This is a genomic window from Egibacter rhizosphaerae (assembly GCF_004322855.1).
Taxonomy (GTDB): Bacteria; Actinomycetota; Nitriliruptoria; order Euzebyales; family Egibacteraceae; genus Egibacter; species Egibacter rhizosphaerae.
In genome coordinates, this window is record NZ_CP036402.1 from 4,352,366 (window position 1) to 4,364,897 (window position 12,532).

General features: G+C 73.0%; 12 protein-coding genes. 6 read left to right on the forward strand and 6 right to left on the reverse strand.

The window, feature by feature from the left end; genetic code table 11:
* Positions 1–9 precede the first annotated feature (9 nt).
* Both ER308_RS19970 and ER308_RS19975 read right to left on the reverse strand, forming a co-directional pair.
* A complete protein-coding gene (locus tag ER308_RS19970) occupies positions 10–1,125 on the reverse strand; it encodes an ATP-dependent DNA ligase (protein ID WP_205745761.1) in 1,116 nt (371 codons plus the stop codon).
* A complete protein-coding gene (locus ER308_RS19975; RefSeq protein ID WP_131156609.1) occupies positions 1,122–1,856 on the reverse strand; it encodes an SDR family NAD(P)-dependent oxidoreductase in 735 nt (244 codons plus the stop codon). The genes ER308_RS19970 and ER308_RS19975 overlap by 4 nt, the downstream gene beginning before the upstream one ends.
* Before the next feature lie 103 nt (positions 1,857–1,959).
* On the opposite strand from ER308_RS19975, the gene ER308_RS19980 reads away from it, so the two are divergent.
* Together ER308_RS19980 and ER308_RS19985 are read left to right on the forward strand one after the other, a co-directional pair.
* A complete protein-coding gene (locus ER308_RS19980) occupies positions 1,960–2,838 on the forward strand; it encodes a 5'-3' exonuclease (protein WP_131156610.1) in 879 nt (292 codons plus the stop codon).
* Entirely contained in the window at positions 2,835–3,344 is a 510-nt protein-coding gene (locus ER308_RS19985) for a hypothetical protein (RefSeq protein ID WP_131156611.1), read from the forward strand. Before ER308_RS19980 ends, ER308_RS19985 begins: the two co-directional genes overlap by 4 nt.
* A 61-nt stretch (positions 3,345–3,405) precedes the next feature.
* Here the strand turns inward: ER308_RS19985 and ER308_RS19990 are convergent, their stop codons facing one another.
* The gene (locus ER308_RS19990; RefSeq protein WP_131156612.1) at positions 3,406–3,798 is read right to left on the reverse strand and encodes a J domain-containing protein; all 393 of its coding nucleotides are present in this window, start codon (positions 3,796–3,798) and stop codon (positions 3,406–3,408) included.
* Between the two features lie 107 nt (positions 3,799–3,905).
* Between ER308_RS19990 and ER308_RS19995 the strand changes: the two genes are divergently transcribed.
* Entirely contained in the window at positions 3,906–5,537 is a 1,632-nt protein-coding gene (locus ER308_RS19995) for an SDR family oxidoreductase (RefSeq protein WP_131156613.1), read from the forward strand.
* Here the strand turns inward: ER308_RS19995 and ER308_RS20000 are convergent.
* Positions 5,440–6,348 (reverse strand): DNA-3-methyladenine glycosylase family protein, encoded by a 909-nt coding sequence (locus ER308_RS20000; protein WP_205745762.1) that lies wholly within the window; start codon positions 6,346–6,348, stop codon positions 5,440–5,442. The genes ER308_RS19995 and ER308_RS20000 overlap by 98 nt on opposite strands.
* A 567-nt stretch (positions 6,349–6,915) precedes the next feature.
* On the reverse strand, positions 6,916–7,815 hold the full coding sequence (locus ER308_RS20010) for a sigma-70 family RNA polymerase sigma factor (protein ID WP_131156616.1): 900 nt from the start codon (positions 7,813–7,815) through the stop codon (positions 6,916–6,918).
* Positions 7,816–8,501: 686 nt separating this feature from the next.
* Between ER308_RS20010 and ER308_RS20015 the strand changes: the two genes are divergently transcribed.
* From ER308_RS20015 to dapE, 3 genes are read left to right on the forward strand one after another with little or no spacing between them, the layout of a single operon-like run.
* Positions 8,502–9,713, forward strand: coding sequence for an aminotransferase class I/II-fold pyridoxal phosphate-dependent enzyme (locus tag ER308_RS20015; RefSeq protein ID WP_131156617.1), 1,212 nt, complete (start codon positions 8,502–8,504; stop codon positions 9,711–9,713).
* 19 nt (positions 9,714–9,732) lie between these two features.
* Positions 9,733–10,554, forward strand: a complete 822-nt coding sequence (locus ER308_RS20020; protein ID WP_205745763.1) for a 2,3,4,5-tetrahydropyridine-2,6-dicarboxylate N-succinyltransferase — start codon at positions 9,733–9,735, stop codon at positions 10,552–10,554.
* Entirely contained in the window at positions 10,551–11,630 is a 1,080-nt protein-coding gene (gene dapE / locus ER308_RS20025) for a succinyl-diaminopimelate desuccinylase (RefSeq protein WP_131156619.1), read from the forward strand. The genes ER308_RS20020 and dapE overlap by 4 nt, the downstream gene beginning before the upstream one ends.
* Before the next feature lie 8 nt (positions 11,631–11,638).
* Here the strand turns inward: dapE and ER308_RS20030 are convergent, their stop codons facing one another.
* Positions 11,639–12,382, reverse strand: coding sequence for a Mut7-C RNAse domain-containing protein (locus tag ER308_RS20030; protein WP_131156620.1), 744 nt, complete (start codon positions 12,380–12,382; stop codon positions 11,639–11,641).
* Positions 12,383–12,532: the final 150 nt, after the last annotated feature.

Genomic DNA, 12,532 nt, shown 5'->3' on the forward strand with positions numbered 1-12,532 from the left:
CCGGTCCACTCAGGCCCGGGTGATCCTGCCGGGATCGAGGCCCAGGATCTCCTCCACCGTGGGCCCCTCGGGACGTTCCAGTTGGGCGAGGGTGCAGGACGCGGGGTCGAGATCCGGGCGCCACCGCTCGAAGCGCGTCGCGTGGCGGAACCGATCGCCGGTGAGTTGGTCGTAGCTCACCTCGGCGACCCGCTCTGGCCGCAGCGGCACGAACGAGAGATCGCGGTCGCCGGTCCAACGGCTCTCCTGGCCGGGCTGCCGCGCGTCGGCGCCGAAGCCCGCCTCGCGGTCGATCAGCGGTTCGAGCTCGGTGAGCAGGCGCGCCCGCTCGCCGTCGGGGAAGCCGGAGCAGTGGCCGATGAAGTGCAGGTCGCCGCCGTCGGTGCGCAGGCCGAGCAGCAGCGAGCCGATGCGGCCGCCCTCCTTGTGCTCGCGGTAGCCCCCGACCACGCACGCGACGTGGCGGCGGTGCTTGACCTTGGTCATCGCTCGAACGCCGCTGTGGTAGGCGTCGTCGAGGCGCTTGGCGACGATGCCGTCGCAGCCGGCCGACTCGAAGCGCTCGAACCACTCCCGTGCGACCTGGGGATCGCGGGTCGAGGGCGTGAGGTGCCAGGGAGCGGTCAGTGTCGCGGCGAGCTCCTCGAGGCGCTCGCGTCGCGCGGCGAAGGGCTCCTCGCGCACGTCCGCGCCCCGGTCAGCGAGCAGGTCGAAGGCCACGAGGGCGGCGGGCGTCTCGGCCGCGAGCCGCGCGACGCGGGAGGCGGCCGGATGCAGCCGGGCCTGCAGCGCGTCGAAGTCGAGCCCGCCCCCGATGGTGACGATCACCTCGCCGTCGACCACCGTGCCGGGGGGCAGTTGCGCCAGGCCGGCGTCCAACTCGGGGAAGTAGCGGCGCAGCGGCCGCTGGCTGCGGCTGTCGAGCCGGGCGGCGCCGTCGGCCGTGCCCGCGTGCGCGCGCTCGGCGCCCGGATCGCTGGGGACGTCGTCGATGCGACCGGCCCACGCCAGCGCCCGGAAGCCGTCCCACTTCGGCTCGTACGCCCACCCCGCGTCCGTCGGCAGGCTGGCGCGGACCCGCGCCTCCATCGTGGCCGCCGGAGCGGGGAACGGCGGCGTGGTCACGAGAGGTCCCGCACGTCGAGCACCGCCCCGTTGCCGAATCCGGGGTCCTCGATGAGGCGCCACACCTGGTCCGCGGCGTCGTTCGGGTCGCTCAGCTTGCCCTCGTCGTAGAGCGCCTGGAACTTGTCGACGGCGGGGAACTCGTCCTCGCTGGCTCGGCGGATCTTCTCCTGCATCGCGGTCGCGACGACCCCGGGCCCGATCGCCCGAACGGTGCAACGCCCCCCGCGCTGCTCCTGCTCCTGACCGGCCGCGATCACCCACGCGTTGACGGCCGCCTTGCCGGCCGAATAGCTCGACCAGCCCGGATACGGCTTCTGTGCCGCGCCGCTGGTGAGGATCGCCAGGTCGGCGCGACCGCGGAAGCCGCTCTCGCGCAGGGCGGCGAGGAACCGGTGTCCGAGCACCTGGGGCGCGGCCGCGTTGACCACGACGTTCTGGGCGTAGGCATGGTGGTCCACCTCGCCCGCGAAGCCGATCGGCTCGAGCAGGCCGGCGCACTGCACGAAGGCGACCCGATCCGCCTCGGAGTCCTCGAGCACCTCGAGCATGCGCGTGCCGACGGTGTCCCAGCTCGCCGGGTCCGCGAGGTCGGCCGGCAGATGCTCGGTTCCCGGCGTGCCGCCCGAGCGGGAGATGTCGATCACGCGCGCGGGGAAGGGGATTCTCGCGGCCATGGCCGCGCCGATCCCCGCCGAGGCCCCGGTCATCCACACGATCGCGTCGCTCACCTGTGCCTCCTCCCGGGCGCACCGTTTCGGCCGGCGCGCCGTATCCTGTCATCCGATCCGTGCCCCGACGGGGTCACGGCCCAGCGACCAGGTTGCCAGACGTATGACCCACCGCCTGCTGCTCGACACCTCGAGCCTCGTGTACCGGGCGTTCTTCGCCCTGCCGACGTCGATCACCGACGGACGGATGGCGGTCAACGCCGTCCGCGGTTATCTCGACATGGTCGCGCGCCTCGTGGACGCGCGCGCACCCGACGAGGTGCTGCACTGCCGCGACGACGACTGGCGACCGGCCGAGCGGGCGGCGGCCTGGCCGGGCTACAAGGCGCAGCGCGCCGACGATCCCGAGGAGCTGCCCGCCCAGTTCCCCCTGCTGACCGACGTGCTCGCGCGGTTCGGCCAGGTGCAGGTCGCCGCCCCGGACTGGGAGGCCGACGACGCGATCGGCGTCCTCGCGGCGTCGGCCGAGGCCGGGGACGTGCTCGAGATCGTGACCGGCGACCGCGACCTGCTGCAACTCGTGCGTGACGGGGATCCCGCGGTGCGCGTGCTCTACACGGTCAAGGGGGTGTCCGAGCTCGCGGAGTTCGATGAATCCGCGGTCGGTGAGCGCTACGGCGTGCCCCCGCAGCGCTACGTCGACTACGCCATCTTGCGTGGCGATCCGTCCGACGGGTTGCCGGGTGTGTCCGGGGTGGGGGAGAAGACGGCGCGCGACCTCGTCGCCCGGTACCCCGACCTCGCCGCGCTGCAGGCGGACGCACGGGCGTTGTCGCCCAAGCTCGCCCAGCGGATCGCCGGGGCGGGCGAGTATTTCGAGGCGATGCAGCGCGTCGTGCCGGTGCGCACCGACGTGCCGCTGCGCATCGACCGCGGTGAGCGCGACGATCGCGCGCTCGACCGACTGGCGGAGGACCACAACCTCGAGGGGCCCGTCGGACGTCTGCGCGCCGCGCTCGACGGCACCCAGGAGCCGGCGTGACCCGCTGGCTCCTCGTGGTGGCCGTCGTTGTCGCGTTCGTGGCCGTGTTGTTCAGCGGCAACGAGCCCGACCCGGACCTTGCCGTGTCGGAGCGCGAGGGCGACGCGCGGGTCGTCGACCCGGCCGGTGTGCTCGACGGCGATGCGGTGGGCGAGGCGTTCGCGCGGCTCGACGAGGCCGGGTGGGACGGCGTCGCGCTCGCGTTCGAGTCCGAGCAGGCCAACCAGGGGGAGGCGCAGCGCAGCGGCAGGCTCCTGCTGGAGGAGTGGGACGTGGACCTGGTGGTGGTGGCGGTCGCCCGGCCGGGCGACTTCGAGGTCGGGCCGAACGGCGGGCGGCGCGCGGTCGGGGTCGAGGCGCGCAACGCTCGCGAGGTGCCCGGGGAGTTGCGCGAGCGCATCTCCGATGAGGTCATGGCGCCGCACGCCGAGGAGAACGCGTGGACGGCGGCGTTCGTCGAGGCGGCCGAGGCGCTCGAGGCAGAGCTCGAGCCGGGCGGTCCCTGAAGGCTGGCTCAGGCGGTCCCTGAAGGCTGGCTTGAGCCGGGCGGTCCCTGAAGAGGGTGGCTCAGGCGGTCACGAGCAGGATCACCGTGCCGACGATGAAGGCCGCGAGCGTGTAGTTGAAGATCGTCCGGCTGAACTGCCGCTGGAAGCGCTCACGCTCCGCCGAGTAGGCGGTGGAGACCGCACGGGCGTGGGTGGGCCGGGGCCCCGCGTGCGTGCCGGGCTTCTGGCTCCGCTCGGCCCGGGCGGCGTGGAGGCGGTCGTAGGCGGCTCGGCGATCCTCGTCGCCGAGCACCTCCCAGGCCGCGTTCGCGGCGCGCACCTTGTCCTCGCTCGCGGGGTCATCCGGGCGGTGGTCGGGATGGTGCTCGCGAACGAGGCGCAGGTACGCGGCCCTGATCTCGGCATGGGTGGCCCGCGAGGACACGCCGAGCAACCCGTAGTGGTCCCACATCTCGTCGGAAAGGGTAACCACTCGAGGGTCGTTCACGCGCATCGGCCGGAAGTGGGCCGCGGGGTGTCTCCGAGGGCACCCGCAGGTCCGCGGGTATCGTCGTCCCGATGGCTCGCGTGCTCGTCCTCGGCGCCACCGGCTACGTCGGCGGCCGGCTCGTCCCTCGACTGCTGGCCGTGGGGCACGACGTCCGTGTCGTGGCGCGCCGGCCCGCGAAGCTCACCGGGGTTTCGTGGGCGGCGGACGTCGCCCTCCACGAGGGCGATCTCCTGCGCCCCGAGACGCTCCGGGGAGCGTTCGACGACATCGACGTCGTGTACTACCTCGTGCATTCCATGGGCGGTGCGGCCGCGTTCGCCGAGACCGATCGGCGGATCGCCGGGACGGTCGCCGCCTGCGCGAGCGCGGCCGGGGTGCGGCGCATCGTCTATCTCGGCGGGCTGGGCGAGATCGACGATCGGACCAGCACGCACCTGCGTAGTCGCGCCGAGGTGGGGGAGCTCCTGGTCGCGAGCGAGGTCCCGACCACGGTCCTTCGGGCGGCGGTGATCATCGGGTCCGGCAGCGCGTCGTTCGAGATGCTCCGCCACCTCACCGAGAAGCTGCCGGTCATGGTCGCGCCGAAGTGGGTGCACACGCGATGCCAGCCGATCGCGATCCGCGACGTCCTGGGTTACCTCGTCGCGGCGCTGGACGACTCCTCCGACGAGGATCGCGTCCACGACATCGGAGGGCCCGACGTCCTCACCTACGCGGAGATGCTGCAGGGCTACGCGCGTGTCGCCGGGCTGCCCCGGCGCCTGATCCTCACGGTGCCGGTCCTCACCCCGAAGCTGTCGAGCTACTGGATCGGCCTGGTGTCGCCGGTGCCCACCGGTGTGGCCAGGCCGCTCGTCGAGAGCCTGTCGCAGGAGGTCGTGGTTCGCGACGATCCGGCGACCGATTCGACCCGGTGGGTTCCGGATCCGCCCGTCTCGTACGAGCAGGCGCTGCGGCACGTCCTGCGCCGGGTGCGCGACCGCGAGGTGGAGACCTCGTGGCGTGAGGCGGAGTTGCCGTGGCGTGAGTCGGAGTTGCCCACCGGACCCGGCCGCCGGCGAGACGCACTGGCGGCGGGCGATGCGAGCCCGGCCGAACCCCAGCCGGAGGACCCGGTGTGGGCGGGTGGGACGCTGCTGTCCGACGTGCAGGAGGCGGTCGCGGCGGCGGCGTCACCCGAGGTGTTCTCGACCGTTGCCCGCATCGGTGGTGACCGGGGATGGCCGGTGCACCAGTGGGCGTGGAGCCTGCGAGGGTTCGCCGACCAGTTGATCGGGGGCGTGGGACTGCGTCGCGGACGCCGCGACCCGGACAGGCTGCGCGTCGGGGATGCGGTCGACTTCTGGCGCGTCGAGGAGATGCGAGCCCCGGTGGCGCCGGGGGACGTCGGACTGCTCAGGCTGCGCGCGGAGATGTGGGTCCCCGGACACGCCTGGCTGGAATTCCGCCTCCTGCCCGAACACGGCGGGGGGACGCGCCTGCGTCAGCGTGCACTCTTCGCCCCACGCAGCCTGCTCGGCCGCCTGTACTGGTATGCGATGTTGCCGTTCCATGCGCTGATATTTCGCCGTATGGCGCAGGCCCTGGCGGACGAGGCGGGGCTCACCAGTAGCGGTGGGCCGACAGCGGCGCGCGGGGTGCGCGCCGCGGCGGGCCGGATACGGCGCGTGCGCCGACCGCCCGCTCGACGAGCCGGATGACGCGGCCCCGCTGGCCGGCGAAGGGCGCCAACAGCTCCAGCATCGTGGCGTCGTCCGCGTCGGCGGCCCCGTCGCCGAGCACCCACGCGATGAGGGCCGGGAGGTTGTAGTCGCCGACGGCGACCGCGTCGGGGTCGCCGCGCGCGCGGCGGGCGACCGCGCTGGTCCACACGCCGACGCCGGGGAGCGCGCGCAGGCGGGCGTCCAGGCCGTCCCAGCCGGCTTGCTCCGCTCGCTCCAGGTGCGGCCCGTCGACGGCGCCGGCGTGCAGTGCCCGGGCACCACGCCCGGAGATGCCGCAGCGTCGCAGCTCCCAGCTCGGGATCGCGCCGACGGTCTCGCGGCGCGGCCAGGCGGTGAGCCCGCCGGGCGCGTCCTCGCCGGCGCGGCGGACGAGCTGGGCGATCGAGCGGTGCGCCTCGGCGCTCTGCACGAGCTGGGCGATGACCGCCCGTCCGAACGCCTCACCCAGGCGTGGCAGGCGACCGAGGCGGACGGGGCCCGTCACGGCGTAGAGCTTGGCGAGGCGCCGGTCGTGTGCCGCCAGGTCCCCGAGCGGGGTCGGATCGTCCCTGACCCCGATCCAGGCGAGTCCGGCCTCGAGCGCGGCTTCGACCTCGTGGCTCGGCGTGGCGGGCGAGCCCACGACCCGGAGCTCGGTCCGCCCGTCCGTCGGAGCGGCTTCGAGCAGCAGTGCGCCCGTGGTGGCCGGCTCGGCGCGGCGCACGACCCCCGACGGGTGACGACGCGCGACGGCGCCGAAGCGCGCCGAGTCGCACTTGACGCCCTGGAGGTCGTGTACGCCGGACACGGTGGTGCGCGCGAGCTCGCGGGGCCGCTCGTCGTGGGGTTTGCGTGCTGCAGCAGCTGTGTTGCCGCCGGCCGCGGCGGGTGCGGTCGGGGTTGTGTTGCCGCCGGCCGCGGCGGGTGCGGTCGGGGTTGTGTTGCCGACGGCCGCGGCGGGTGCGGTCGGGGCTGTGTTTCGTGGCGCGGGCGTGGTCGCCGAACTGGTCATGCGGCGAAGCATGCCAGTCGGGTGCGACGAACCGTCGTCGCCGGCTGCACGCTTGCGTCGGAATGGCGAAGTCGAATCGGTGCAAGATGTTGCGCTGGAGTGGAGAGGACGATCCGGCGCAACCGGAGGTGTGCGATTGCCGCACGCTCACGTCCGGAACAACCACGCCCCCGGAACAACCACGCCCCCGGAACAACCACGCCCCCGGAACAGACACCCCTGGAACAGATGACGCCCCCGGAACAGACGACGCCCCCGAGGTGGGATCCCCGGGGGCGTCTCGGTCTCGGGCCGCGCGGGTGCCGCTCACGCGCACCGGCGGACTGCCGTGGTGCGCGGGCGCGCCGCCGCGTGACGTGATGGCTACGCCGCGGCACCGACCCCGAGCTCGGCCTGCAACTTCGCAAGCGCCTGGTTCTCGATCTTGCGGACCGACTCGCGGGACAACCCGAGCTCGCGGCCGAGCGAGTCGAGCGTCATCGACTGCATCCCGTCGAGCCCGTACCGCCGCTGCAGGACGTACCAGCTGCGCTCGTCGAGATGGTCGCGCGCGAGGTCGAAGAGCCCCTCCATAAAGGTCCGCTCGACGACCTCGTCGTCCGGCGAGTCCTCGGCGATGGCGACGAACTCGCCCAGGTCGCTCGCGTCGGCGTCGAAGCCGACCGGGCGGTCGAGCGAGGTCATCGCGTGGTCCCCCTCGAGGGCGCGCTGGACCTTGGCCTCCGACAGCTTCGTCGCGTGCGCCAGTTCCTCCACGGTCGGCTCGCGTCCCGTCTCGGACTCGATCCGCGCGGCCGCGGCACGCACCTTCACGAGCGCGTCGTGCAGCGCGACCGGCAGGCGGATCGTGCGCTCGCTGCCGGCGACCCCGCGCTGGATCGCCTGGCGGATCCACCACGTCGCGTACGTCGAGAACTTGTAGCCGCGGCGCCAGTCGAACTTCTCGACCGCGCGGAGCAGGCCGAGGTTGCCCTCCTGGATCAGCTCGCCGAGGTCCAGCGTCGACCGCTTCGAGAACTGCGCGGCCACGCTCACGACCAGACGCAGGTTCGCCGCCACGAAGTGGTCGAACGCTTCCTGCCCCTCGCGGACCTGACGGCGCAGCTGCATGCGGTTCTCGGTCTGACCCGCATCCAGCTTCTCCTGGGCCTCACGGCCGGCCTCGATCGTCTTCGCGAGACGGATCTCGTCGTCGGCCGTGAGCAGGCGGACCTTCCCGAGCTCCGAGAAGTAGAGGTCGAGGAGGTCGTCCGGCACCGCCATGTTTGTGCCTCCCAACTGCCTTGTGCTTCGCTTCACATGTCTTCCCAACGCGCACGACCCGGGATCTGTTCCCGAGTCACAGATTTTTCCCGGTACCCGCTGGGGCAATCATCGGTACGGTTGGCCCCACCAGCCGGGTGAACCCACCGCGGCTCGCGCGGGTCCGGTCCGTCGGTGCAGGAGTACTCACCGACCCCTGCCACGAGCGACCGTCACGTGACGGAACGTCACGCAGCGGCTCGAGGGGTCGGTGTCGGGTTCTTGCTCCCGTTGCCTCGGCGGTAGCATGCCGGATCATCCCTGTGGGTTCCCATCGACCGCGTGACCGCCCGGCTGCGTCCGATGGACATCGTCCGGTTGGACGAACGGGACGGGTGTGCCTGCCGAGCGTCCGTCCTGCCCGGCACACCCCCGGTCGACCGCGGCCGCACGAGTTCAACGTTCCGGCGTGCAGCCGTGGGCGACGAGATCCGCGACCGATACAGCCTAATGCATCCTGGAGGACGCACGAAGCCTGTCGGAGGTTCCCGAGATCCCGAGTTTGGCCGCGAGGCCTGCCGACTGGTCTTGTGGGACCCGATCACCCGTGCGCGTGGCGCGCGCTCGGGCTTCGGACGTGTGCCGGGGCCGGGCCCCGGCCGGCGGCCCGCGCTGCCCGTGGCGAGATTGAGGGAGGAGCGCCGACGATGAACCCCGTGTTGCGCGAGCTCGGTGGCTACCCGTTGGCCTCCTTTCAGGACCTGAAGGCCGAGCTCGCCGCGGACGGCCAGCCCCTCTTCGACTTCTCGATCGGCGACCCGATCGAGCCGACCCCGACGTTCATCCGCGACGCGCTCGTGGCGGCGGTGCCCGAGGTCAGTCAGTACCCGACCGCCTCGGGCCTGCGCTCCCTCCGCGAGGCGGTGGCTGGCTGGGTGGGGCGTCGGTTCGGGGTCACCGTCGATCCGGACCGCCACGTGCTACCGACGGCGGGGAGCAAGGAGGCCATCTTCCATCTCCCCCTCGGGATCGTCGATCCCCGGGGCTCGCGGCGCACGGTCGTGTGGGGCGAGCCCGGCTATCTCGTGTACGAGCGGGGGATGCGCTTCGCAGGCGGGGGGTCGGACCCCGTCCCGTTGGGTGCGCCGGGCGGCGCACCGGGGGCGCAGTCGGGGTGGCGGCTCGATCTCGCGGCGCTGCCGCCGGAGCGGCGGCAGGCGACGGCGATCGCGTGGCTGAACTACCCCCACAACCCCACCGGCGCCACGGTCGACGTGGGGTACCTCCGCAGCCAGTTGGAGGTGGCTCGCGCGGAGGGGATCGTGCTCGCCAGCGACGAGTGCTATGCCGACATCTACCCGCCGCACGGCACACCGCCACCGTCGCTGTTGCAGGCCGCCGGCACGCCCGGGGACCCGGACCTCTCGGGTCTGCTCGTCGCGTTCAGCCTGTCGAAGCGGTCCGGGATGACCGGCTATCGGTCCGGCGCGCTCGTGGGGGACCCCGAGCTGATCGCCATCCAGCGCACGCTGCGACCGAACATCGGGACGGCGAGCCCGGAGTTCGTCCAGCATGCCGCGACCGCCGCGTGGGCCGACGACGCGCACGCCGCGGAGCGACGGGAGGTCTTCGCGGCCAAGCGGGCGGTGGTGCTCGAGTTCCTTCGCGCGCAAGGCCTCGAGGTCAGCGGCAGCGAGGCGACCTTCTATCTCTGGTTCGCCGCCCCGGAGGGTGACGATACCGCCTACGCCGAGGCACTGTTGCGTCACCGCATCGTCGCCTCCCCCGGCCGCGCGTTCGGCCCCAGCGGTGCGGGCTGGTTGCGGCTCGCGCTCGTGCCCGACGTGGCCGGATGCCATGCGGCGGTCGAGCGGTGGCAGCAGGCCATCGCGGCCGGGGACCTTCCCGGACATCGGTAGTCCCGACGAGGAGGAGCACGTGGACACTGAGGACCTGCAGGAAACGATCGACGCGGCCTTCGAGGACGGGTCGTGGGACAAGCGCAAGGTGCGCAAGGCGGTGGGTGAGGCGCTCGACGGCCTCGATGCCGGGGAGCTCCGCGTCGCCGAGCACGACGGCCGGGATTGGGTCGTCAACGAATGGCTGAAGCGCGCGATCCTGCTCTCGTTCCGGCAGCGGGAGATGGAGACCATCGAGGTCGGCCCGTTCGAGTACCACGACAAGGTGCCGTTGAAGGGGGGCTTCGAGAAGGCGGGCGTGCGGGTCGTGCCGCCGGCGGTCGTGCGCCACGGGGCGCACGTGGAGCGCGGCGCGGTGCTGATGCCGAGCTACACGAACATCGGCGCGTACGTGTCCGGCGGCACGATGGTCGACACCTGGGCCACGGTCGGGTCGTGTGCGCAGATCGGGCGCAACGTGCACCTGGCCGGTGGGGTGGGCATCGGCGGGGTCCTCGAGCCGCCGAGCGCGCGCCCGATCATCGTCGAGGACGAGGCCTTCATCGGCTCCCGGTGCGTGGTCACCGAGGGCGTGATCGTCGAGCAGGGTGCCGTGCTCGGGACGGGCGTCAACCTGAGCGCATCGATCCCGGTCATCGACGTCACCGCGTCGGAGCCGATCACCTACCGGGGCCGCGTCCCGGCGTGGTCGGTCGTGATCCCCGGCACGCGGCTGCGGGAGTTCACCGCGGGTACGTACGGGGTGCCGTGCGCGCTGATCATCGGGCATCGCGACGAGGCGACCGACACCAAGGTCAGCCTCAACGACGCCCTGCGTGAGCACGACGTCCCGATCCAATGACGGGGACGTCACGCGACGAGGGTGGGCCGCCCGACCCGCTCGCGGAGCTCGCGCTCGAACTGCTCGGGATCCCGAGCCCCACCGGGGACGAGGGCGAACTCGCGGACTGGCTCGTCGCCCGCTACCGCGACGAGGCGGTCGAGCGACACGGGAACTCGCTGGTGGTCGGTGCGGCCGATCCCACGCGACCGCAGGTCCTTCTCGTCGGTCACCTCGACGTGGTGCCTCCAACCGACGCGGACAGCGCGCCCCGACGCGAGGGGGACCGGCTCGTGGGCCGCGGCGCGAGCGACATGAAGGGTGGCCTGGCCGTGGCCATGGCGGCGTTCGAGGACCCCGCCCTGCGGCAGGGCCCGTACGCCCTGCGCCTCGTGGCCTACGCTGGCGAGGAGGGTCCCCATGACGGCAACGAGCTGGGCCCGCTGCTCGAGGCCGTCCCCGAGTTGGAGCAGGCCGGTTTGGCGGTCGTGCTCGAGCCCACCGACGGGCAGGTGCAGCTCGGCTGCCTCGGTGTGCTGAACGCGCACGTCACGGTGTCCGGGCAGGCGGCGCACGCGGCGCGGCCGTGGCACGGCGAGAACGCGCTCACCAAGGCGGGCCCGCTGCTGTCCGACCTCGGCGCCCGCGAGCCCCGCGACGTGACGGTCGACGGGCTCGCGTTCCGCGAGGTGGTCACCGTCAGCCAGGGATGGACCGAGAACGCCCGCAACGTCGTGCCGGATCGGTTCACGCTGAACCTCAACGTTCGGTTCGCCCCCGACAAGGACCTCGTGGAGGCCGAGACCGCCGTCCGCGAGCTGATCGGCGATCGAGGTGAGGTCGTGATCGTCGATCGGGCGCCGGCGGCCGCTCCACGTGCCGATGCGCCCTTGCTCGAGCGCTTCGTCCCCGCGATCGACGCGCCGGTCTCGCCGAAGCAGGCGTGGACCGACGTCGCGCGGTTCGCGGCACACGGGGTGCCCGCGCTCAACTACGGCCCGGGGATCACGGCCCAGGCTCACCAGGCGGGGGAGTACGTGGAGGTGCCCGCGCTGCACGAGGCGCTGGCGGCGCTTCGGCGGTTCCTCGCGACCTGATGCCCGTGTCACCCGGGGGTGGCGAGCTGCCGGACGCGGGCCACGAACGCCTCGAGTGACGGCATGTGGGAACCGTCCCAGTACACCGCGCCGCACCCGGGGCACTCGCGGAATCGGTGGGGCTCGGTGCGGACGGCGGGCGGCAGGCGGTCCCACACCGCGGCCCGGGTGGTGTCGGCGAGCTCGGCGTTGCAGCGAGCGCAACGGGTGAACGGCGCGAGCTCGTCGGCGAGGTCGAACCGGCGCACGACCTCGACGGTCTGATCGACCGGATCGAGTGCGCGCACCAGATAGCCGTGGGTCACCTCGGCGCGCATCAGCGGCCCCCGGTCGCGGGTCAGGAGCCAGCGCTGCTCGGCCCCTGATCGCGTGGCGAGCTCGGCGTCGTCGGCCCCGTGCTCGTAGGCGGCGTCGAGGCCCAGGAGGCGGAGCCGTTCGGCGAGGCGTCCGAGGTGCACGTCCAGCAGCAGCCGCCGACGGTCCCGCGGCGCCGGTCGCACCGGTGAGTCGACGTCGAGGACCGAGAGCGGCGGGTACGCGGCGACGCGGTCGCCGGCGCGGAGCCGGGCGTCGAAGGGCGCGACCTCCCCGTTCACGAGCACCAGGTCGACCTCCGTGTGGGGGACGCCGCAGGACTCGATGGCGTCCTTGACCGAACGCGTCGGGGGCGTGGCCACCGCGACCTCGCCGTGTCGGTCCGCGGCGGCGAGCTCGCCGAGGTCGGCGTAGAAGCGGATGGTCGCGTGGGCCATCGGCTGACCCCGAAGGGCGAGGGTGCAGGCGGGTGTCGGACTCGGGCGGTCGATCGTGCCATCACCGGCGGTTCGCCGCGGTACCGAACACGGGCCGATCCGACCCTTGTGCATGCTTGCGCGGCGTTGGGGGTTCGGCTCGGCACAATG

Bases quoted from the DNA above. Each gene is read 5' to 3' on its own strand.
- ER308_RS20030 (WP_131156620.1), bottom strand. From the start codon at position 12,382: ATGGCCCACGCGACCATCCGCTTCTACGCCGACCTCGGCGAGCTCGCC.
- ER308_RS19995 (WP_131156613.1), top strand. From the start codon at position 3,906: ATGGCTCGCGTGCTCGTCCTCGGCGCCACCGGCTACGTCGGCGGCCGG.
- ER308_RS19990 (WP_131156612.1), bottom strand. From the start codon at position 3,798: ATGTGGGACCACTACGGGTTGCTCGGCGTGTCCTCGCGGGCCACCCAT.
- ER308_RS20010 (WP_131156616.1), bottom strand. From the start codon at position 7,815: ATGGCGGTGCCGGACGACCTCCTCGACCTCTACTTCTCGGAGCTCGGG.
- ER308_RS19980 (WP_131156610.1), top strand. From the start codon at position 1,960: ATGACCCACCGCCTGCTGCTCGACACCTCGAGCCTCGTGTACCGGGCG.
- dapE (WP_131156619.1), top strand. From the start codon at position 10,551: ATGACGGGGACGTCACGCGACGAGGGTGGGCCGCCCGACCCGCTCGCG.
- ER308_RS20015 (WP_131156617.1), top strand. From the start codon at position 8,502: ATGAACCCCGTGTTGCGCGAGCTCGGTGGCTACCCGTTGGCCTCCTTT.